Genomic DNA, 17,926 nt, shown 5'->3' with positions numbered 1-17,926 from the left:
CCCGATAGCTGCGATTCGGCTCCCAGCTCGGGCGTGGGCGGTCGAACGCAATCGCGTTTGGACGCCGATGGGTGGTCGAGCGATCGCAGCCCCGCACGGACGCCCTCGCCGTCAGCCGGTCTCGAGAACCAGCCGATCGCCGGGGTCGACGTCGACCGCGGTGCCTGCGGGGAGTTCGACGATCAGGTCGGCCTCCGCCCGAGCGAGGCTCCGCCACGGCCGGAGCGTCTCGACGCGCTGGACGACGTCGTCGACGACCCAGACCGCATCGATCGGGATGAAGACGAACAGCATGTGAAGGTCGCGCGTCGTGGCCGAATCGAACGGGAACGCCAACGCGTAGTCGTCCGGCACGGATCGCCGAAACATGAGCCCTCGCGTCCGGCTCAGGATCGAGTCCGCGAGGTCGACCGTCGTCGCCAGCGTCTCGCGGTCGGTCCCCTCGCCGGAAGCGGCGTCCCCAGCCGATTCGTGGACGAGTTGCACGCCCTCGAGTCGAACCGGTACCGGCAAAAACCTTCTCGCCGACGGCGGGTCGGGTCCTTGGGGCGGGTCGACGTCGGCCCCGTCCGATTCAGTCCGCTCAGAGGAACGCCATCGCAACGATGCTCGCCGACGAGACGACGTTGAGCAGGACGTGCGTAACCGCGCTGCTCGCGGTTCCCCACCGATGGCGAACGACGCCGAAGAGGAGTCCGAGCGTCAGCAGGGTCGTGAGACGAACCACCGACAGGTCGACGATCACGTGCTTGAGCGCGAACAGGACCGCCGTCACCGCAATACCGACGGCCGCACCCCGTTCGTCGACGAGCGTCGTCTGGACGATCCCCCGCCAGACCTGTTCCTCCGCGATCGGGGCGGCGAGTCCGTTCCCGACGAGAAAGAGGACCGCGAGCGCGGGGCTGGCTTCGAACGCGGCCGCCAGTCCCTCGCCAACCGCTTGGCCCGCCTCGTCGAGGCCGAACAGCGCCGCGTCGATCTGCGAGGCACCGGCGAGCAGGCCGAACCCGACGACCGCAGCGAAGACGCCAAGACCGAGGTTCCGCGGTGCCCAGTCCCATCCCCACGATTCGCGGGTGTCCCCCCGCTCGAGCGCGTACCTGGAGAGGATCGCCGCGATGAGCGGAAAGCCGACCGCGAGGACCAGATAGTCCGCCACCAGCGGATCGATTCCGACGGCAGCAGCGCCGGCGACGAGGCCGCGCCGAAGCGCGAACTCGAGACCGATCCAGCCGGCGACGACGACTGCAGCGATCTCGGTAGGGGTCGACCGAGCCATGTGCTATCAGTATTTCAACTATATTGTGCTGTAACTAAAACGGTTCGAAACCGGTAGTCGGGACGTCGCCGAGCTCCGGCGTTCGGCCGCGGAATCGATATTCGCGGGCCAGTACGCGGCCTCGAGTCGCTCTCAGCTGTCCTCGGTCGAGTCGGGGGTGTCGTCCGGCGTCGCCGGTTCCTGGCCGAACGTAAATGCCGCGTCGTCCGGTTCGTTCCGTTCGCCGTCCTGGTTCGGTTCGCTCCGTTCGCCGTCGTGATCCGGTTCGCTCCGCTCGCCGTCGTCCGGTGTGGACCCGTCACTGCCGGTTCCGGGATCGGGTATCGCCGCGAGCGAATCGACGGGCCCGGCGCTCCCGTCGGCGTCGGTCTCGAAGCGATCCAGCGCTTCGGAGAGCGTCACCGCCTGCTGGGACAGGTCGTCGGCCGACCTGGACACTGCCGTCAGGGCGGACGTCTGCTCTTCGGCCGACGCGGCGACGGTCTCGGCTTCGGCCGTCGTCTCCTCGGCGATCGTCGCGATATCGTCGACCATCGCGACGACCTCCTGCGTCGACCCGGCCTGCTCTTCGGTCGCGGTCGAAATCGCCTGGACGCCGTCGTTGGTCTCCTGGGCGTACTCCGCGATCTCCTCGAGCGAGGCGACGGTGTCCGTCACGAGGTCGTGGACGCGTTCGATCTCGCGACTCGTCCGGTCGACCTCGTCCGCCGACTGCTCGGTCTGGTCCTGAATCCGCTCGAGGCGGGCACCGATCTCGTCGGTGGCGTCTTTGACGTCCTGGGAGAGTTCCTTGACTTCGGCGGCGACCGCGGCGAACCCGCCGTCGTCCTCGGCGGACGCGGATCTGGACGCCTCGATGTTGGCGTTGAGCGCGAGCATGTTGGTCTGCTCGGCGATCTCGGCGATGCTGTCGGTTAGCTCGTCGATCTGCCCGACTTCGTTGCGAAGCTGCTCGAACTCCTCGACGACCGCGTCCCGCTCGGTCTCGAGGTGCTCGCAGGCGTCGATTGCCGCCTGAGCCGCGTCGTGGCCCTCGCGGCTGGTTCGAGCGGTCCGTTCCGCGACGTCGGCGACCTCGTTCGACGTGGCGGCGATCTCCTCGGTCGTCGTCGAGAGCGTGTTCATCTCCGCGTCGACCGACCGGAGCGACTCGTACTGGTCGTCCGCACCGTTCGAGATCTCCTGGATCGACGCGCTGACCTGCTCGCTCGCGGATCTGACCTCCTCGCTCGAGGCGGTGACCTGCTCGCTGGCCGTCGCGACCTCGGTGGCGAACCGACTGATGTTCTCGACGGTTCCCTCGAGTTCGGTGAGCATCTCGTTGAAGTCGGTCGCGATCGCCCGCATGGTCTCGTTCTCCGACGCGTCCGGATCCATCCGCGCGGTGAGGTCGCCGTCCGCGGCCGCTTCCATCACGTCGCAGTACGAGGCCGCCGCCTGCTGGAGGTCCTCGTTGATCCGCTCGACGCGCTCGCGTTCGCGTTCGGCCGTCGCCCGAGCATCCTCGGTCTCGGTGATCTTCCGCTTCAGTTCGTCGCGCATCGAGGTGAAGCCGTCGTAGAGCCGGCCGATGTTGTCGATCCGCTCGCTCTCGACCTCGACGTCGAGGTTTCCGTCCTCCATCTCGCCGACCGCTCGCGTCAGTCGATCGATCGATATTGCCGTGTTCCGGCCCAGTACGGCACCGAACAGGCCGATCAGGAGCACGACGCCGAGGGTGACCGCGGTACCGAACCGATCGACCGTATTGACGAAGCCGAGGGCGTCCGCGTTAGTCGTGTGGACGAGGACGACCCACCCGTCGGCCGTCGTGTGATAGCCGACGACGTACCCGTCGGGGTCGAAGTTGTACGGCTCCGTGTTCAGGACGCCGGGCGGTTCCCCGTCGATTTTCGTCGCGCCCGGTCCCTCCCGCGCGGCCTTGAGGAGCCCGTTGCGGTCGTCGTAGGGTTCGAAGAACGTCACCGCTTCCTGGCCGTCTTCGTAGCCGAGGTACGCGTCGTCGCCGACGATTCGGCCCTGGCCGTCCACGACCGTCACGACCGTCTCCGAATCCGTACTCGAGAGCATCTCCGTCGACCGATCGTAGAGGTTGAACGTGATCACGAGCGCTCGGTCGTCGGCGTCGCCGACGCCGACGTAGTACGAGACGACGGCGTGAGAGTCGAACGCCAGTCCGGACTCGTCGGGCATCGCGTACGGCTCGGTTCGCTGGATGTTGTGGCTCGAGAGGTCCTCGTCGAGCTCGTCACGGTTCGGGAAGGACAGATCCTCGATGGTCGCGGCGTTCGTATCGACGCTCCCCTGGATCTCGCCGGTCGAGGTGTTGACGTAGATCGCGTTCATCCGCCCGTTCGGGAAACTCTGATAGGTCTCCTGCAGGTAGGCTTCGATAGCCGATTCGTTTCCCGAGCCGAAGACGGGAGCGTTGGCCGCCGACGCAACGAGTTGTGCGTTTCGCTGGTCCCAGCTATCGATCGCCTGGGCCTCCTGCACCGCGGCGTCCTGCTGGTCCTCGAGCACCGTCGCCTCGACGCTATCGGTGAGCGCTGCGGTCGCGACGAGCCCCAGAGAGCCGACCGTGATCCCCAGGACGAGCAGTACGATCCCAAATTTGAGCGCGTAACTCCGTCGAATGATCGATGGTACAAGTTGTCGTACAGTCCCCACCATAGTTGATGCCCGCAATGGTATCCCTTATCTCTTACGAATAATTACATCATTCATTCCGCCAACGGGCCGGTGACCGCGACGGACGCTGCGCGCGGAGGATTCAAATCGATCCGACTCGAACTCGGCACTCGGGCATGGAGAAAACGCCACAGGGAACCTCCGTCGGCGTCGACGACCCGTACGAGTTCGCGGGCGTCTGCGACTATCTCACCGGCGAGGGGACGTGTCGGTACGCCGTCGACCACTACGGCCACGACCCCGCGTTCGCACGCGACCGGGCCGACGACGACTACGAGTGTCCCGTCGTCGACCCGGAATCGGACTGGTCGTGGGGCGACTGTCCGCACTTTCGCTCGCGCAACCGCGACCGCGAGTGCGTCCGCTGCAGCCTCGAGGAGAAACGGATCGCTCACGACGACGAGCGGCCGCTGCTCGAGGAACACCATCTTTCGTACGCTCGCGACGGGGAGACGCTCTCCCACGAGATCACGATCTACCTCTGCCGATGGTGTCACGCGAAGGTCCACAACTCGTGGGCGCGAATCACCGACGACGCCGCGCCGGACCCCGACGCGATCGCAGCCCTCGAGGAGCGCCGCGGTCGCGAACAGTCGGAGCTCGGGTTCGAGTCGGCGGCGGAGCGATACGACGAGGACGAGCGGTGAACGGCTGTCGCGATAGTTGCCGGGACCGTCGACGCTTGCGCATCGACTCGGCTCGCCAGCCAGCCGCTCGAGGCGGCCGTCCCCGGGCGGACGAGCGACTCTCGACGGGATGGGGCGGATCGGTCCGGAGTCCCGACAGAGCTTTCCGCCGACACAAAGGATTTACACCTCCTAATTATATCTAATTACGAGATGGCCGAGAACTTTCCCGACTACGTAGCCGTCGACTATTCCGACGGCGAAGGCGAAGAGCCCGCGGAGTATCCCCACATTCAGGACAAGATCGAGAAGGCGATCGAAGTGACCCGCGAGGGCCTCGAGGAGTACGAGAACCCGGCGGTCATGTGGACCGGCGGCAAGGACTCGACGCTCACGCTGTACTTCATCAAGGAGGTCGCCGACCGCTTCGACCTCGAGGTGCCCCCGGCGGTCTTCATCGACCACTACCAGCACTTCGACGAGATCCACGACTTCGTCGACCACTGGGCCGACGAGTGGGATCTCGAGGTCATCTACGCGCGCAACGAGGACGTCGGCGAGTACGTCGACGAGAACGGCCTCGAGCCCGGCGACGACATCGACATCTCGGCGCTCTCGGAGCACAACCAGCACCACGTCGAGGACATCCTCGAGTACGAGGAGGACACGTTCCCGTTCCTGCTGGACACCTACGTCGGCAACCACCTGCTGAAGACGGTCGCGCTCAACGACGCGCTCGAGGAGCACGACATCGACGGCGTCATCTCCGGCGTCCGCTGGGACGAACAGGAGGCCCGCGCCGACGAGACGTTCTTCTCGCCGCGCCACGACCCCGACATCTACCCGCCCCACGACCGCATCCAGCCCATCCTGCAGTTCGACGAGGCTGCGGTCTGGGACGCGTTCTGGAACTTCGTGGTGCCGGACACGGTCGAGAACTTCCCCGAAGAGGGGTACGTCCCGCAGGCCGACGACGACCTCCCCGAGGGCGTCTCCCAGGATGACGTGCCGATCTCGCCGAAGTACTTCGCCGGCTTCCGCTCGCTTGGCAGCGAAGTCAGCACGGAAAAGAGCGACCAGGAACCCGCCTGGCTCCAGGACCTCGAAGGGACCACCGAGCGCGCGGGCCGCGCCCAGGACAAGGAGGACCTGATGGAGCGCCTGCGCGACCTCGGCTACATGTAAGCGGCGTCCCTGTCCCGTTTTCGACCGATTCGCTCCGACGCGCTGCCGTTCGAGCCTCGTCGAACCGCGGCGATTCGCTTTCGAACGGCTTTATTTTCGACTCGATCGAACGGGCAGGTATGACCGTCTACCGAACGCGGGCCGGACTCCGCCACCGGTTTCGGGACGTGCTGAACTTCTACTATCCGGACTGTCTGGACACGACCGTCGGCGGCTACGTCGCACAGCTCGACGAGCGCGACGGCCACGTCTACGACGCGCGGACGAAACACCTCGTCGCGACGGCCCGCGGCGTCCACAACTTCAGTCTGGGCGTCCTCGCCGACGGTCCCCACTGGTGCGAACACGCCGCCGAACACGGCCTCCAGTTCCTCGCGACGGTCCACTGGGACGACGCGCGGCGAGGGTACGACTGGCACCTCGACGGGCGGACGCCGACCGACCGGACGCGGTACTGCTACGGCCACGCGTTCGTCCTGCTCGCCGCCGCTCGGGCGTTACAGGCGGGGATCGCCGGCGCTCGAGACGAACTCGAGCGCGCGTTCGGCGTCCTCGAGGAGCGGTTCTGGGAACTGGACCACGGTCGCTACGCAGCCCGCGCGTCGCCGGACTGGGAACTCGCGCCGTACCGCGGGCAGAACGCGAACATGCACGCCTGCGAGGCGCTGCTCGCCGCCTACGAGGCCACGGGCGCGGACCGGTTCCTCGAGCGGGCGTACACCGTGGCCGATCGGGTCACGCGGGACGGTACCGCGGCGACCGACGGGCTCCTCTGGGAGCACTACACCGAGTCCTGGGAGCCGGATCTCTCGTACAACGAGGACAGTCCCCGCCACCAGTTCCGGCCGCCGGGATACCAGCCCGGACACCACGCCGAGTGGGCCAAACTGCTGGCGCTGTTGGCGGAGCACCGTCCCGAGGACTGGCTGCTCGAGCGTGCTCGAACGCTCTTCGACGCCGCCGTCGATCTGGGCTGGGACGACGAGCACGGCGGCCTCTACTACACCGTCGCGGACGACGGGGAGCCGATCGTCGCCGACAAGTACGGCTGGGTCCACGCCGAGGCGATCGGTGCGAGTGCGCTGTTGAGCCGGGTCGACCGCGACGCCGACGGACGGTCGGCGGACGTCCTCGAGTGGTACGACCGACTCTGGGAGTACGCGGGGACGCACCTGATCAATCCGCGCTACGGCAACTGGTACGAACGGGTCACGCGCGAGCACGACCGCGACGGCCCGAACCACGGCCCGGCGGTCGAGCCCGGTTACCACCCGCTCACGAACTGCTGGCTCGTCACGCGGGCGCTCGCGGCCGACGGGGTGGACGCGCTCGGGACTCGAGCGGACGCCGGCTGAGAGAAATCGTCTCCGGTCCGAGTCGGCGGTTCGGGTCGCGACCGACCGAATCGATCAGCGCGTCGACCGGTACTCGCCGTGTTTGACGCCGAGTGCGAGCATGAGCAGGCCGAAGACGATCATCGACGGTGCGACCATCATCATAATCGTATCCGTCGGCATCATGTCCATACCGATCATGCCGCCGAGACCGATTGCGATCACGACGACGAACACGGCTGCCGTCTTGGGAAGGTCGAACTCCATGTGCGGGCGTTAGGAACCGGCCACCTAATGGTATCGGAAATCGGCAGTCCGTTCACGACGGTTGCGCAAAACCGGAACCGGTGTATCGGCCTACTGCGACGGACGAACGAGATTCGCCAGCGCGACGACGATCCCGAAGAACCAGCCGAGCGGGAACGAGAGCCCGAACCACATCCCCGCGTAGGCCGCACCCTCGAGCGTGTAGTTGCCCCGCAGGTACTCGCTGATTCCGCCGACGAACAGCACGTTGTCCAGGACCCAGACGGCGAAGTCGTAGCTGGGGTCGAGGACGTACGGATGCAGCGACGGCGTGACGAGCGCGGCGACGACCGGCGGGAGAAACAGCGCCGTCATCGCGAACGGATAGGCGAGCACGACCGTCAGGCCCCGGCCGCCGACCTTCGCGGACGTCGCGGCGAGTGCGGTTGCGACGGTCGCAACGCCGCTCGCTGCGGCGACTGCGAGGACCGCGTCCAGGGGGATGTCGACCTGGTCCATGTACGACATCGCACCCCAGGCGATCGTCAATAGTCCCCAGCCGAGCAGTGCGATGCCCGTGACGCCGACGATGCCGAGGCGAGTTCGGGTCGAGTCGAGTTTCGCCGCGTAGTAGCGGGTTGCGAGACCGAGGACGGTAAGCGGATAGAGAACGAGCAAGCCGATGATTCCGAGGACGCTCCAGCCGTGATAGCCGACCTTCTGCGGGACGCTCTCGGGTTTCCACTTGCCCATAACGGAGTGGCCGCGGCCACGTTGCCGGGGGAAGACGATCTCCATCCAGGCACCGTGTAACCGCTGAACGTCGGCCCTGATCGCGCCGACGAACCCACCACCGCCACCGCTTCGCGAGCGGGTAGACATACGCGAGCCAAAAAGCCGGTGTACCGTAAACTTTCCTGCTTTTTCTGCCCCGATAACACGTTCCCGACGATCCGCTCACCCGGGCCGAGAACGGTTCTCGGCCGGTTTCAGGGACCGACACTGGCCCGCGTTCCGGCGATCGGCTGCGCGATCAGTTCCAGGGCGCGAAGCCGGGATCGACTTCGCGGCTCGTCTCGTCGATCGCATCGATCCGGTCGACGTCCTCCCGATCCAGCTCGACCGTCAGCGACTCCCAGTTGTCGCCGATGTGGTCCGCACCGGTCGCCTTCGGAATTGCCGTCACGCCCTTCTCGCGCGCCCAGGCGAGACTGATCTGCGCCTCGCTGGCGTCGTGTTTCTCGGCGACCGCCTGGATCTCGGGCTGGTCGAAGACCTGCCCGCGCGCCAGCGGCGAGTAGCCGACGACCTCGACGTCGTCGTCGTCGCAGGCTTCTCGGATCTCCTCCTGAGGGAGCAGCGGATGCAGTTCGACCTGATTCGCGAAGATCGGCGCGTCGCAGACGTCGACGGCCTCCTCGAGCTGTTCCGGCTGGAAGTTGCTCACGCCGACGTTCTCGACCAGCCCCTCGTCGTACAGTTCGGAAAACGCGGCCAGGGTCTCCGCCGGGTCGTAGGTCCGTGACGGCCAGTGGACGTACAGCAGGTCGACGTACTCGACGCCGAGCCGATCGAGGCTCTCGCGTGCCGTCTCGAGGACGTCGTCGTGTGCGAGGTTCGAGATCCAGACCTTGGTCGCGAGGAAGACCTCCTCGCGGTCGACGTCGGCCCGCGCGATGCCCTCGCCGACGGCCGCCTCGTTCTCGTAGGCCTGGGCGGTGTCGATGTGTCGGTAGCCCGTCTCGAGCGCCGTCCGGACGCTCTCGGCGCACTGCTCGGCGTCGTCGTTCTGCCAGGTGCCGAGGCCGAGCATCGGCATGCCGTTGGCGGACGGACACATCTCTGGTGCGATCGTTTCGGCGTCGTCAGTTCCCATGCCCGGACGAAGGGCTAGCGCGCGAAAAGGGGTTTGGGTAGCGGTCAGCGGTTCGCGTTGCGACAAGGGATTCCGAGCGCCCGGGACCGACGGGCCGCGAGAACGGGACGCCGGTCACTCGTACAGGTGCTCCCAGGGCCGTTCCCGCTCGAGCGCGGCGCTTGCGGCGAGCACGTCGTCGTCCGCGAACCGCCGACCGACGAGCTGGAGACCGACGGGGTGGCCGCGTTCGGTCAGCCCGGCAGGAGCGGACGCGACGGGGTGGCCGGTCCAGTTGAACGGCCAGGTCAGCGGCCACTCCCAGGCCTCGGCACCGAGATCGGCGTGCAGGCCGAGATCCGCCCGCGAGAGCGTCGGCGTCACGAGCAGGTCGTAGTCCGCGAGCACGTCCTGCACGGCGTCGTACACACCCGTCCGAACGATCCCGGATCGGGCGACGTCGTCGGCACCGTGCTCCTCGCCGACGTGGAGCATCGCGAGCAGGCTGTCGGAGACCTCGTCGGCCCGCTCCTGGAAGTCGACGCCGTGGGCCTCCTCGATAACGGTCGCGCTCTCGAGGACGGAGGTCGTATACGTCGGCATCGCGGCCTCGCTCAGCTCGGCCATCGAGTAGCCGTGGTCGACGGTGATCTCGTCGACCGTCGCACCCGCGTCCGCGAGCGCGGCGACTGCGTCGTCGACGACCGCACCGACGTCGTCCGCGACCGGGAAGACGTCGAGGTCGGGACTGTACCCGATCCGGTAGTCGTCGATTGGCCGCTCGAGGGCGCCGCGGTAGTCGACGTCGACGGGGACGCTGTTCGGATCGTCGGGGTGCGGGCCGTCCAGCAGCGAGAGCAACAGTGCGGCGTCCTCGACGGTGCGGGTCATCGGTCCCTTCGTCGTGTGCTGGAGCTCCCGGCCGAAGGCGCTCGGACGACCGTCGTCCGGTACCAGTCCGAAGGTCGGCTTGAACCCGTAGACGCCGCAGGCTGCGGCCGGAATCCGCAGCGAGCCGCCCGCGTCGCTGCCCGTCGCGATCGGCGTCAGTCCCGCCGCGAGCGCCGCGGCCGACCCGCCGGAGGAGCCGCCCGCGTTCAGGTCGGTGTCGATCGGCGACGCCGTCGCGCCGACGAGTTCGTTGTCGGTCGTCCCCTTGTGACCCAGTTCCGGCGTGTTCGTCTTCCCGATCACGATCGCGCCGGCCGCCTCGAGGCGCTCGACGATCGCCGAGGTCCGCTCCGAGACGTGGTCCGCGAAGAGCGCCGACCCGTAGGTGTGTCGAACCCCCGCCTTCTCCGACCCGAGATCCTTCAGCGCGAGCGGGACGCCGTGGAGCGGACCCACGGACTCGCCCGTCTCGCGGGTCGCTTCGCTCCCCGCGCGACTATCCGTGGCGCGTTGCACCTCGCTCCCCTCGAGCACGCGGTCGGCTTCGGCGGCGGCCGCGAGCGCCTCGTCGTCGCAGACCGTGACGAAGGCGTTGATCTCGTCGTCGCGGTCGTCGATTCGCTCGAGGTGGGCCTCGACGGCCTCGGTCGCCGTGACGTCGCCGTCCCGGATTCGGGACGCGAGAGTCGTCGCGGAGAGGCGAGTGAGGTCGTGTTCGCGTGACATACCACAACACCCACACGAGCCGTGATATATGTTACCTCGCGGTTCGACGGGTTCGGGCGTGAATCCGGCCGCCGTCATCGGTCGTGGCGTCCAGAGAGCCGAGAGCCGAGGGCTCGAGGCTCGACGGCTACGGAAGCTCCCGACCGGCCGAACGGGCTACTGGTACATCCGCAGCGGCTGCGCCTGCGAACTCTCGTCCTGGCCGATCGCCTGCATCTGCTGGGCCAGTTGCTCCCGTTTCGCCCGGATCTCCTCGGCGCGGTCGACGAGGTCCTGCACGTCGACCTCGAGGTCGGCGAGCGGGCCGATGCCGTCCTCGAGCAGGACGCTCGCGGCCTCGGGGTCCGGAAACCGCGGGTTGCACTGGACGACGAGGCCGAGGCTCCCGTAGTCCTCCTGTGCAGCCCGGTTGATCAGCGCCCCCGTCGGCCCGGTGATGACGCCGTCCTCCGGCGGGACCGCGATGTCGGTCGCCTCAAGCCGTTCGGCACCGTCGCCGGTGGCGATCCCGTAGATGTCGGGTCGATCCTCGTCGTCGCGCTCGGCGGGGAGGCCGCTGAGGTAGAGTGGCGTGGCACCCCGATCGACGATCCACCCGGTCAGGCAATCGGCGACGTTCGCGACGGCCTGCGAGGAGATCGGTGCGTCGCTCTGGAGGGCGATCAGATCGTGCTCCTCGCTGACGTAGAGCCGCACCGGCGGTTGCGCGGTCCGATCACCGCCCCGGTAGACGCCGATCCGGGGGAGCCCTTCGCAATGAACGCTCGCGTAGTAGCGCATGTCGAGTTGCTCGACGAGGTGGTCGGTCGCGATCTTTCCGACGAGGCCGACGCCCGGAAACCCCTCGACGAGCGTCGGCTCCTCGAGTTCGGCGTCCGAGCCCTGTACACGAATGCCTGCCATAGTTCGACATCGACCGTCGGCGGCATAAAATCGAGGGCGGGTGGTTCCGGGACGGGACCCGAACTCGGGCTGCGCTCGGGTCACGGCGAGAGGACGAGCATCTCCGTCGATCCCGACTGGAACTCGAAGGGAACCCGCTCGAGCCGCGGCTCGTACCCTTCGTCCTCGAGCGTCGAGCGAACGGGCTCGAGGTGTGCGGACGGCTCCGCGTCGAGTCCCTGGAGCGGATAGACCCGCACCTCGTCGGTCGCGACGCGGGCGAGTTCCCGCAGCGACTCGCGGTGGAACTCGGCGTCGAACCGATCCCCGTACAGAAACAGGAAGTGCGACGAGAGGACGAGCGAAAACGAATCGCTGCGAAAGGGCAGGGACGGGAGCGCCGCGGGGACGTACCGATTCCCCGCCCCGCCGGTCGCGTAGTCCGCGAGGAACCGTTCGGACGCGCGCCTGAGATACCGGCGTCGCTCGGCCGGCGAGCCGTAGAACGACCACTCGAACAGCGTCCGCTTCTCGGGAAGCTGTTCGCCGACCGACTCCCGATCGTCGCGACACCGCCGGGCGAGTTCCTCGAGCGGCCGGTCGTAGACGACGTCGGCCCCGACCGCGTCGATACCCCGTTCGGACGCGGTCGCGACGAACGACGCCACGCCGGACGGACAGTCGAGTACCCGACCGGCAGCCAGTTCGGCCGGCTCGAGGTCGAACATGGCCGCGTACTCCTCGAACGTGCGTCCGATAACGGCGCAGTCGGTGACCTCGAACGTCGGCTCATCCATGACCAAGTACACCCATTAGCGAACAATTAGAAACGATATTGTATAGTTCTGTCCACCACCATTGCGATCGGTTCGATTCGATCGCAGCCGCCGGTGCGGCGATTCCGTCCGCTTCGAAACCCACAAGCGACGGGCGCTCGAACCCGCAGCCGATGGAGCCACTCGAGCGGTACCGATCGATTATCGACGATTTCGACGCCTTTCTCGCCGCCTGCGAGCGGCCGCTCGGCAACGCCGTCCGCGTGAACACGATCAAGGCCTCGGTGGCGCGCACGCTCGAGGCCCTAGAGCGGGAGGGTGTCGGCTACGAGCAGGCCGACTGGAACCCACGCGTCCTGGACCTCGAGACCGATTCCCCGGGGTCCACGTGGACGTCGTTTCACGGGTTCACGCACGGCCAGGAGGAGGTGTCGGCGGTGCCGCCGGTCGTCCTCGAGCCCGAGCCCGGCGAGCGGGTCTGGGACTGCTGTGCCGCGCCCGGCGGGAAGGCGACGCAGCTCGCGGCGCTGATGGACGATCGCGGGACGGTCGTCGCGAACGACAACAACCTCGGGCGCATCTCGGCGCTCCGGTTCAACGCCGAGCGACTCGGCGCGACCAGCCTCGCGGTGACGAACGACGACGCGCGGAACTACTCCCTCGAGCGGTTCGACTTCGACGCGTTCGATCGGACTCTCGTCGACGCCCCCTGTTCCTGCGAGGGGACGATCCGGAAGAACCCCGACGCCCTGGACAACTGGTCCGAGGGGCACATCTCCTCCGTCGCGGGCATCCAGAAGGGAATCCTCCGCCGCGCGATCCAGGCCACCCGCGAGGGCGGGACGGTCGTCTACTCGACCTGTACCTTCGCCCCCGAGGAGAACGAGGCCGTCGTACAGCACGCGCTCGAGACCGAATCCTGTCGCGTCGTCGACTTCGATCTCGACCTCGAGCACGCCACGGGTGTGACCGAGTGGGACGGCGCGACCTTCGACTCGAGCCTCGAGAACGCGGCTCGGATCTACCCCCACCAGAACGACACCGGCGGCTTCTTCGTCGCGAAACTGGAGGTGACCGCGTAATGGGCGACGGACGCAACGCCGACGCAGCGCCGACGAACGACGGCCAGCGGTTCGACCGGCTGCCCGCCACCGCGGCGGAGCGCACCGTCGATGGGCGAGCCACGCGCGCGGAAGTCGTCGACTACTTCGCGGACCGGTTCGGCGTCCCGCCGGCGACGTTCGACGGCTACACGTTCTGGGAGAAGGGGGCGGGCAAGATCTGGATCTACGGCGGCGACGCGCCGACGCCGATCGAGATCGAGGCGATCGGCATGACCTGCCTCCGCACCCGCCAGGAACACTGGAAGCCCACGACGGACTTCGTCCAGCGCTTCGGACGGGCGGCGACCGAGTGCGTCATCGAACTCGATCGCGAGGCCGCCCGGCGGTTCGCGGCCGGCGAGGACCAGGAACTCGAGTGGGACGGCGACTGGGGGTATCTCGTCGCCGCCCACGAGATCGCCGGCGAGCGCGAACCCATCGGCGTCGGTCTCTACGTCCACGGCGAACTGCGCTCGATGGTCCCGAAGGGGCGACAGCGGGACCTCGAGGCGTAGCGGGACGGATCCGAACGAAAAGAGCGGGCGTCGGGCGGCCCGCACCACCTTGCGGCGCGTCTCGACGACCTCCTCGCGGACGCCGGCGAACGCGTCACGACGGGACGGACGGGAGCGTCGCCTCGTCGATCCAGAACGCTTCCACCGCGCGGCCGATGTCGGCGAACGCGTCGGGATCGGTCGGCTTGGTGAGATACGCGTTCGCACACAGTTCGTAACTCTTGACGACATCTTCCGTCGCCTCCGAACTCGTCAGGACGAGCACCGGCAGCGACGCCAGTTCCGGATCGTTCTTGATCGTCTCGAGAACTTCGAAGCCGCCCGTTCTGGGCAGGTTCAGGTCGAGCAGCATGAGGTCCAGATCGGGGCCGGAGTCGGCCGTCGCTTCGGTCTGCAGGAACTCGAGCGCGGCATCACCGTCGGCGACCGTGTGAAACGTCGTGGCAAAGCCCGCCGATTTGAAGGCTTCCTCGATGAGCCGAACGTCGCCGGGATTGTCCTCGACGAGCAAGAGAGAGACGGGATCGCTAGATGCTGAAGGGGACACTGTACTGTATCAGGTGCGTCAGACGGTTAAGGCTAGTCACGAAGCACGTTGGATCGGACCCGCCGCCGGACGAATCGCCGACGCTCGGTTCGCCGATCCGATTATCTATCACGTTCGGTCCACGACCGTCCCGCCCGCCAGCCCCTCCCACTCGACGCGATAGCCCAGCCGCGAGAGGATCGCACTCGAGTCGGCGATGCCGTACTCCTCGAACGCCGCTTCGGCGTCCGACAGGGCTATTCCGGCGTCGATCTCCTCGCCGAGTGCGTCGAGGACGGCGGGCCGGATCAGCGTCCGGCCGACCCGTTCGTGCTCGGGGAACGACGCGTCGTCGAGCGCGTCGGCACTGACGCCGTGGCGCTCGGCCACTGCCGCCAGTTCGATCGCGTCCTCGTCCGGCCGGAGCTCGTCGGGCAGCCGGGCCGCGCTCTCGGCCACCAGTTGCCGTTCGTACTCCCTGAGGACGTCGGCGACGTCTTTCACCCGGACCGTGCCCGAGTAGGGTATCGCCCGGTGGTCGCGGGTCGCGATCTCCTCGCCGACGCCCAGCGATTCGTCGACCGCGACCAGCATGTCCACGTCCTCGAGCGCCGCGAGCTGGGAGAGCTTCTTGTCGACGTACTCCGGCGTCCAGAACCCCATGATCTCGAAGAAGACGCGGAAGTCGCCGTGCTCGTACTCGAAGGCGAAATCGGGAATCATCACGCGCGTCCCCGTCGCGAGCGGTTCGGGTTCGCGGACGAGCTCCCACTCGAGGCCGAGAGCCGAGAACCGCCCGGCGAAGTCGGCCTCGACGCCGCTGTCGAACGAGACCGTCGCGACCGGCTCGGCGTCCGGCACCCGAACCGGATCGTCGTGGGAGAGTTCGAGCGTACGCTCGGTGCCGCGGTCGTCGATCGTCGCCTCGAGGTGCCACCGGTCGGCCGCCGCCACCGTCCGCAGGAGCCGCGCGAAGCGCGTGCCGTACCGTCGAGTCGCACGAAAGAGATGCGTCGGCCCCGTCACGACGACCTCGCGCTCCGAGACGCCCGCCACACCGTCCGCCGAATCGTCCTCGAGCCGCCTGATCTCGTACATCAGCCGCAGTCGCTTGATCGCCGAGATCAGCGCTTTCGGGTCGCTCGAACGAACGCGTACCTCGATCGCGTCGAACAGCGCCGTCTGCGCCAGCGACAGGTTGTACTGGGCGACCAGCCCGTCCGGATCCCACCGCGGCTCGACCGCGGTCAGGACCTGCCGCTCCTCGAGATCGGCATAGAGCGCGGTCTCGAGGTCGTCCGCCGACAGCCCGAGCGAGTCGCCCGCGCGGACGAGTGCCGTGACGCGCTCGTCGTCGGTGACGACGCCGACCGCTTCGGCGGCCTCGAACGCGGCTCGGCGGGCCCGCTCGGGGTCGATCGCCGCGTCCGTCTCCATGGTCGCCTCGCGCTCGAGCAGCGCCGAGAGCCCGCGGACGAGTTTGAAATCGTCCGCGTCGCGCTCGAGGTCCGTGAGCGCCGTCTCGAGCGCGCTCTGCGGTTCGCCGACGTGGCCCTGATACGTCCCGATGACGCGGGCCGCGAGCGGGCGGTGTTCGCGGCCGGCGAACCGGGGGCGGTAGCCGCCCCCGGCGCGCGACACGCGAAGCAGGTCCTTCGTCAGCATCTACGTCGTGTCGGTGTGGAATCGCCAAAAGTCGCTCGGACGGCGGCTCGAAGCGAGCGTCACTCGCGACGGCGGTTCGCGATGCGTCGCTCGCCGGTATCTCCGGCGACGACCTCGTAGAGAACCGCTCGAGTGCCGTCCGCTTTCGGGCGGAGAATCCGCCCGAGGCGCTGCGTGAACTCCCGTTCGCTGCCGCTGCCGGAGAGCACGACCGCGACGTTCGCATCGGGAACGTCGACCCCCTCGTCGAGCACGTTGGAGGTCGCGATCCGGGTGTAGGTCCCCTCACGGAACCGCTCCAGGATCTCCCGTCGCTCTGGGGTTCCGGTCTGGTGCGTGATCGTCGGGATCAGAAACCGTTCGCTGACGTCGTACGCGAGGTCGTTGTGGGCCGTGAAGACGATGATCCGATCGCCGCGGTGATCGTCGAGAACGTCCGCCAGCGCTTCGATCTTGTTCTCGCTGCCGAGCATGAGTTCCCGTGCGCGCTGGCGTGCGAGCAGCGCTTCGCGGGCCTCGGGGTCGTTGCCGGATCGCTTGACGAGTTGCTGATAGTCCGAACCGCTGCGCATGTCGATGTTCGATGTCGCGAGGTAGTCCGTGAAGATCCCCTGTACCCGCTCGTACTCCTCGCGTTCCGCGGGGGTGAGCGAGACCTCGAGTCGCTTGAGATCGTAGTCGGCGAGGTGGTCGCCGGCGAGGTCGTCCACGTCGAGCCGGTGGACCAGCGGCCCGACGACGTCCGCGATGACCTCGTGTGCGCCGTCGGGTCGCTCGAAGGTGGCGGTCAGTCCCAGTCGCGCGGGAGCGGCGAGCAACCGTGCGATCTCGCGATACCCCTCGCCGCCGAGGTGGTGGGCCTCGTCGAAGACGACGAGACCGAACCGGTCACCCACCGAGTCGGCCTTCAGGTACGCCGAGTCGTACGTCGAGACCGTGATCGGCTCGAGTCGCTGCTCGCCGCCGCCGAAGCGGCCGATCGGCGCGTCGAACTCGCGCTCGAGTTCCCGCTCCCACTGCTCGAGCAGGTCGATGGTCGGGACGACGACGAGCGTCGGGACGGCGAGGCGTTCGATCGCTTTCAGCGCGATGACGGTCTTGCCGCTGCCGGTCGGGAGTTCGAGGACCCCCGCCGGCGCTCGCGGGACCGTCTCGAGGGGCGCGTCGGCCCAGCGGTCGGTCGCGAGCCAGGCCTCGAGCGCCGTGTCCTGATACTCGCGGAGTTCGTACGCCGAACGGAGATCCGGGAGGGGGGCGAGATGGAGAACCCGGTCGTCGACCGCGGCGGTCGTCTCCGCCAGAGCCGCCCGAAGCTCCGCGTATCTACCGGCGGGAATCCGCCACCCGTCCGTTCTCGAATCGGCCGCCAGATCGGGTACCGCCGTTCGAATCGACGACGGCGAGATCGACGCCTCCTCGAGCCCGTCGATCCGGATCGTTCCGTCCTCGTACCGGAGTTCGACCGCGTCCGGCTCGTCGGCTGGGGACCGCGTCACGGGACACATTCAGGGGAGGACGCACATATACGGTCGGGTCCGATTCGCGTGCCGCCGTCCGGCGGGTCCTCTCGTCGAAACGAAGGGCACGCCCACCGCGGGCCCGACACTCTTTCACAAACCGGGGGCA

Annotated in this window: 17 protein-coding genes; 5 read left to right on the top strand and 12 right to left on the bottom strand. The window is 67.8% G+C overall.

What is annotated here, in order from left to right; all coding sequences use genetic code 11:
• Nucleotides 1–111: 111 nt before the first annotated feature.
• From BMX07_RS03705 to BMX07_RS03695, 3 genes are all read right to left on the bottom strand, one after another.
• Nucleotides 112–486 (bottom strand): DUF192 domain-containing protein, encoded by a 375-nt coding sequence (locus BMX07_RS03705; protein ID WP_090613870.1) that lies wholly within the window; start codon nt 484–486, stop codon nt 112–114.
• Between the two features lie 97 nt (nt 487–583).
• Nucleotides 584–1,279, bottom strand: a complete 696-nt coding sequence (locus BMX07_RS03700) for a CPBP family intramembrane glutamic endopeptidase (protein ID WP_090613867.1) — start codon at nt 1,277–1,279, stop codon at nt 584–586.
• Between the two features lie 132 nt (nt 1,280–1,411).
• Nucleotides 1,412–3,952 (bottom strand): methyl-accepting chemotaxis protein, encoded by a 2,541-nt coding sequence (locus BMX07_RS03695; protein WP_090613864.1) that lies wholly within the window; start codon nt 3,950–3,952, stop codon nt 1,412–1,414.
• Between the two features lie 134 nt (nt 3,953–4,086).
• Here BMX07_RS03695 and BMX07_RS03690 point away from each other — a divergent pair, with 134 nt between their 5' ends.
• From BMX07_RS03690 to BMX07_RS03680, 3 genes are all read left to right on the top strand, one after another.
• Nucleotides 4,087–4,617: a DUF7097 family protein gene (locus BMX07_RS03690; RefSeq protein ID WP_090613861.1), complete on the top strand. Its 531-nt coding sequence runs from the start codon at nt 4,087–4,089 to the stop codon at nt 4,615–4,617.
• A gap of 192 nt (nt 4,618–4,809) precedes the next feature.
• On the top strand, nt 4,810–5,781 hold the full coding sequence (locus tag BMX07_RS03685; protein WP_090613858.1) for a phosphoadenosine phosphosulfate reductase family protein: 972 nt from the start codon (nt 4,810–4,812) through the stop codon (nt 5,779–5,781).
• 119 nt (nt 5,782–5,900) lie between these two features.
• Nucleotides 5,901–7,136 carry an AGE family epimerase/isomerase gene (locus BMX07_RS03680; RefSeq protein WP_090613854.1) on the top strand — a complete coding sequence of 412 codons (1,236 nt, stop codon included), beginning with the start codon at nt 5,901–5,903 and terminating at the stop codon, nt 7,134–7,136.
• 54 nt (nt 7,137–7,190) lie between these two features.
• Here the strand turns inward: BMX07_RS03680 and BMX07_RS03675 are convergent, their stop codons facing one another.
• The 6 genes from BMX07_RS03675 to BMX07_RS03650 all read right to left on the bottom strand — a co-directional run bounded on the left by BMX07_RS03675 (nt 7,191) and on the right by BMX07_RS03650 (nt 12,512).
• The gene (locus BMX07_RS03675) at nt 7,191–7,382 is read right to left on the bottom strand and encodes a DUF7333 family protein (RefSeq protein WP_090613851.1); all 192 of its coding nucleotides are present in this window, start codon (nt 7,380–7,382) and stop codon (nt 7,191–7,193) included.
• 90 nt (nt 7,383–7,472) lie between these two features.
• Nucleotides 7,473–8,243, bottom strand: a complete 771-nt coding sequence (locus tag BMX07_RS03670; protein WP_090613848.1) for a hypothetical protein — start codon at nt 8,241–8,243, stop codon at nt 7,473–7,475.
• 151 nt (nt 8,244–8,394) lie between these two features.
• Nucleotides 8,395–9,237 carry an aldo/keto reductase gene (locus tag BMX07_RS03665; RefSeq protein WP_090613845.1) on the bottom strand — a complete coding sequence of 281 codons (843 nt, stop codon included), beginning with the start codon at nt 9,235–9,237 and terminating at the stop codon, nt 8,395–8,397.
• A 114-nt stretch (nt 9,238–9,351) separates the two neighbouring features.
• Complete coding sequence (locus BMX07_RS03660; RefSeq protein ID WP_090613842.1) at nt 9,352–10,833, bottom strand: amidase; 1,482 nt, start codon at nt 10,831–10,833, stop codon at nt 9,352–9,354.
• A 156-nt stretch (nt 10,834–10,989) separates the two neighbouring features.
• Entirely contained in the window at nt 10,990–11,736 is a 747-nt protein-coding gene (locus BMX07_RS03655; RefSeq protein WP_090613839.1) for a proteasome assembly chaperone family protein, read from the bottom strand.
• Nucleotides 11,737–11,816: 80 nt separating this feature from the next.
• A complete protein-coding gene (locus tag BMX07_RS03650; RefSeq protein ID WP_090613836.1) occupies nt 11,817–12,512 on the bottom strand; it encodes a class I SAM-dependent methyltransferase in 696 nt (231 codons plus the stop codon).
• A gap of 152 nt (nt 12,513–12,664) precedes the next feature.
• Here BMX07_RS03650 and BMX07_RS03645 point away from each other — a divergent pair, with 152 nt between their 5' ends.
• Complete coding sequence (locus BMX07_RS03645) at nt 12,665–13,573, top strand: RsmB/NOP family class I SAM-dependent RNA methyltransferase (RefSeq protein WP_090613833.1); 909 nt, start codon at nt 12,665–12,667, stop codon at nt 13,571–13,573.
• The gene (locus BMX07_RS03640; RefSeq protein ID WP_090613831.1) at nt 13,573–14,109 is read left to right on the top strand and encodes a DUF7122 family protein; all 537 of its coding nucleotides are present in this window, start codon (nt 13,573–13,575) and stop codon (nt 14,107–14,109) included. Before BMX07_RS03645 ends, BMX07_RS03640 begins: the two co-directional genes overlap by 1 nt.
• Nucleotides 14,110–14,203: 94 nt before the next feature.
• Here the strand turns inward: BMX07_RS03640 and BMX07_RS03635 are convergent, their stop codons facing one another.
• The 3 genes from BMX07_RS03635 to BMX07_RS03625 form a co-directional block, all read right to left on the bottom strand.
• On the bottom strand, nt 14,204–14,656 hold the full coding sequence (locus BMX07_RS03635) for a response regulator (protein ID WP_090613828.1): 453 nt from the start codon (nt 14,654–14,656) through the stop codon (nt 14,204–14,206).
• 108 nt (nt 14,657–14,764) lie between these two features.
• Nucleotides 14,765–16,300, bottom strand: coding sequence for a DUF790 family protein (locus BMX07_RS03630; RefSeq protein ID WP_090613825.1), 1,536 nt, complete (start codon nt 16,298–16,300; stop codon nt 14,765–14,767).
• 59 nt (nt 16,301–16,359) lie between these two features.
• Nucleotides 16,360–17,805: a DEAD/DEAH box helicase family protein gene (locus BMX07_RS03625; RefSeq protein ID WP_090613823.1), complete on the bottom strand. Its 1,446-nt coding sequence runs from the start codon at nt 17,803–17,805 to the stop codon at nt 16,360–16,362.
• Nucleotides 17,806–17,926 lie beyond the last annotated feature (121 nt).

It is taken from the genome of Natrinema salaciae (genome assembly GCF_900110865.1).
Classification (GTDB): Archaea; Halobacteriota; Halobacteria; order Halobacteriales; family Natrialbaceae; genus Natrinema; species Natrinema salaciae.
The sequence above is the reverse complement of the archived record's forward strand: the minus strand, read 5'-3'. Positions and strand labels throughout refer to the sequence as shown.

Excerpts from the sequence above, each read along its gene's own strand:
- BMX07_RS03680 (WP_090613854.1), top strand. The coding sequence starts at position 5,901 with ATGACCGTCTACCGAACGCGGGCCGGACTCCGCCACCGGTTTCGGGAC.
- BMX07_RS03625 (WP_090613823.1), bottom strand. The coding sequence starts at position 17,805 with ATGTGTCCCGTGACGCGGTCCCCAGCCGACGAGCCGGACGCGGTCGAA.
- BMX07_RS03640 (WP_090613831.1), top strand. The coding sequence starts at position 13,573 with ATGGGCGACGGACGCAACGCCGACGCAGCGCCGACGAACGACGGCCAG.
- BMX07_RS03665 (WP_090613845.1), bottom strand. The coding sequence starts at position 9,237 with ATGGGAACTGACGACGCCGAAACGATCGCACCAGAGATGTGTCCGTCC.
- BMX07_RS03645 (WP_090613833.1), top strand. The coding sequence starts at position 12,665 with ATGGAGCCACTCGAGCGGTACCGATCGATTATCGACGATTTCGACGCC.
- BMX07_RS03690 (WP_090613861.1), top strand. The coding sequence starts at position 4,087 with ATGGAGAAAACGCCACAGGGAACCTCCGTCGGCGTCGACGACCCGTAC.
- BMX07_RS03675 (WP_090613851.1), bottom strand. The coding sequence starts at position 7,382 with ATGGAGTTCGACCTTCCCAAGACGGCAGCCGTGTTCGTCGTCGTGATC.
- BMX07_RS03695 (WP_090613864.1), bottom strand. The coding sequence starts at position 3,952 with ATGGTGGGGACTGTACGACAACTTGTACCATCGATCATTCGACGGAGT.
- BMX07_RS03670 (WP_090613848.1), bottom strand. The coding sequence starts at position 8,243 with ATGTCTACCCGCTCGCGAAGCGGTGGCGGTGGTGGGTTCGTCGGCGCG.
- BMX07_RS03655 (WP_090613839.1), bottom strand. The coding sequence starts at position 11,736 with ATGGCAGGCATTCGTGTACAGGGCTCGGACGCCGAACTCGAGGAGCCG.
- BMX07_RS03650 (WP_090613836.1), bottom strand. The coding sequence starts at position 12,512 with ATGGATGAGCCGACGTTCGAGGTCACCGACTGCGCCGTTATCGGACGC.
- BMX07_RS03685 (WP_090613858.1), top strand. The coding sequence starts at position 4,810 with ATGGCCGAGAACTTTCCCGACTACGTAGCCGTCGACTATTCCGACGGC.
- BMX07_RS03700 (WP_090613867.1), bottom strand. The coding sequence starts at position 1,279 with ATGGCTCGGTCGACCCCTACCGAGATCGCTGCAGTCGTCGTCGCCGGC.
- BMX07_RS03660 (WP_090613842.1), bottom strand. The coding sequence starts at position 10,833 with ATGTCACGCGAACACGACCTCACTCGCCTCTCCGCGACGACTCTCGCG.
- BMX07_RS03630 (WP_090613825.1), bottom strand. The coding sequence starts at position 16,300 with ATGCTGACGAAGGACCTGCTTCGCGTGTCGCGCGCCGGGGGCGGCTAC.